Here is a 2320-nt window from a genome sequence, read left to right on the forward strand (position 1 = left end):
ATTTTGACCAATCCCGGTCACCGAATAATGGCCACCGTGCCTCCCCGCCGCCACTACGCTGGTGGTGCCAACACGCCGGCGTTAGGAGGACCATTGAGGTGAACGAGAGACACGATGACCTACAGGAGATTATAGACGCGGCGCTCCGGGAGATGGCCGCGGAGGAGGGCGACGGGTTCGACCCGCAGGCATGCAACCTCGCGGAGTTCTGCAGGAGGACGGGGCTCACCCGCTCCCGCGCGAGGACGGTCAGGGCACACGGGTTCAGGGCCCTGCCCCACGGGAACAGCGGGAGGAGGGCCGCGCCGGGCGTGCTCGCCGGCCACACCGGCCTGGTGGACGACCTCCTGCGGAAGGGCGTCACCAACTCGCAGGTGATATTCGAGCGGCTGCTCGGCCAGGGCTACGCCGGCGGCCTCACCACGGTGAAGACCTATATCGCCGCGCACCGGGACCTCGTGCCCGCGAAGAGGCGGCAGGCGGCCCCGCAGGGCTGCCGCGGCCAGCGCTTCAGGACGGCGCCCGGAGAGGCCTACCAGATGGACTGGGGCTTCGTCGCGGTCGAGCGCCCCGGCGGGGAGCGGGCGCGGATCGCCTGCTTCGCCATGGTCTGCCACCATTGCGGGGGCGCCCACGTCGAGTTCTTCCCGAACGCGCGCCAGGAGAACCTCCTCATCGGGATGCTGCACGCGTTCTCGGCGCTGGGCGTGCCCGCGACCGTGCTCACCGACAACATGAAGAGCGTGGTCGTCCGCCGCGATGCCGACGGCCGGCCCGTCTGGCAGGCCGACTACGCCGAGTTCATGGGCGTCGTCGGCTTCCGCACCAGGTTGTGCAGGCCGCGCCACCCCTATACGAAGGGCAAGGTGGAGAGGCTCGTCCGCTTCGTGAAGGGGAACTTCCTCGCGGGAAGGTCCTTTACCGACCTTGACGCCCTCAACCGGGAGGCCGCCCTCTGGTGCGCCGAGCAGGGAGGCCGCTGGCGGCGCGCGGCGGCATGCGTCCCGATGCGCGAGCACGAGGCGGCGTGCTCGGCGAACACCAGGCCGCTCGAGGTCACGGCCGAGGTCGAGCGGTACCTGTGCCCGCGCCGGAAGATCTCCTTCGACGGCTTCGTGAGCTTCGAGGGGCACCGCTACGGCGTGCCCTACTGGTACGTCCGCCGCGAGTGCAGGGTGAACCGGGAGGGGCGCGTGGTGCACATATACAGCGACGACCTCTCCCGCGAGCTCGTCGCCCACGCCGTCGGCACCGGCGCCGACAGCTGGTGCGAGGGGCAGTGGGAGACATCGCCGGCGCAGCCCGAGGAGCTGCCGACCCAGCCGGTGGGGACCGTGGTCGAGCAAATCGCCCCGCCCAGGACGAAACCCGGTTTCGAGAGGTTCGACTTCGGGAGGGCCGAATGATGGCGGGCGCGGGGGCGAGCCCCTACGAGCTCGCGAGCGACGCCGCGTCGAGGCTCGGGATCGCCGTCGGGGCGGAGGAGCTCGCGACCCTCGCCTCGGACCTCGACCTCGGCGACGGGGAGATGGCCGCCGTGGCAGCCACCTTCTCCTACCTTGCGGAGAAGAGGAGGCTCGCCTCCATCGAGACGCTGCTGAGGCTGAGCAGGCTGCCCAGGCGCGAGCCCAAGACCTTCGAGGGCTTCGACTTCTCCAGGATCCAGGGCCGGGACGCGGCCGCGCTGGGCAAGCTCCCGTCGCTGGCCGACCTCTACGCGCACCGCAACGTCGCCTTCGTCGGGCCCGGCGGCATAGGGAAGACGCACCTCGCGCAGGCCTACGGGCGCGAGTGCTGCATGCGGGGGCTCAAGACCTACTACATAAAGGCGACCGAGCTCAGGGGCAGGTTCCAGAAGGCCGTCCAGCGGGGAAACACCTCGCGGGTCGTCTCCTCGCTCGTCAAGCCGTCGTGCCTCATCGTTGACGAGGTGGGGAGATGCGTCTACGACAGGCCGTGCACCGACCTGTTCTTCGATGTCGTCGACAGGCGCTACGAGAAGGAGGGGCCGAACGCGATGGTCCTCACGAGCAACATCGCCCCGAGCGGGTGGGATGAGTTCTTCACGGGCGACGACACGCTCCTCTGCGCCCTCGACAGGCTGTTCGACAAGGCGTCGGTGTTCGTGATGCGGGGCCCGAGCTACCGCGGCAGGGAGCTTGACACCTACTCGGTGGAGGCCGTCCCCCAGGCGGTGAAGGTGAGGGGGATCCAGCCCGAGGGGATGTAGGAATGCGATAGGAAAGTCATAGATGCGGGCGTGTTGGCTAAAATGGGTCGGCCGGGATTGGTCAATCTCGGCCGACTATATTTGGCTAAA

At 68.9% G+C, this 2320-nt stretch carries 2 protein-coding genes; both read left to right on the forward strand.

Annotated features, from left to right (window positions below; genetic code table 11):
• Positions 1-98 precede the first annotated feature (98 nt).
• Positions 99-1406 (forward strand): IS21 family transposase, encoded by a 1308-nt coding sequence (istA, locus tag GPK42_RS09600; RefSeq protein ID WP_035138955.1) that lies wholly within the window; start codon positions 99-101, stop codon positions 1404-1406.
• A complete protein-coding gene (locus GPK42_RS09605; protein WP_215694933.1) occupies positions 1403-2230 on the forward strand; it encodes an ATP-binding protein in 828 nt (275 codons plus the stop codon). The genes istA and GPK42_RS09605 overlap by 4 nt, the downstream gene beginning before the upstream one ends.
• Positions 2231-2320 lie beyond the last annotated feature (90 nt).

This window comes from Collinsella aerofaciens (genome assembly GCF_018785265.1).
Taxonomy (GTDB): Bacteria; Actinomycetota; Coriobacteriia; order Coriobacteriales; family Coriobacteriaceae; genus Collinsella; species Collinsella aerofaciens_AI.

Bases quoted from the DNA above. Each gene is read 5' to 3' on its own strand.
- GPK42_RS09605 (WP_215694933.1), top strand. From the start codon at position 1,403: ATGATGGCGGGCGCGGGGGCGAGCCCCTACGAGCTCGCGAGCGACGCC.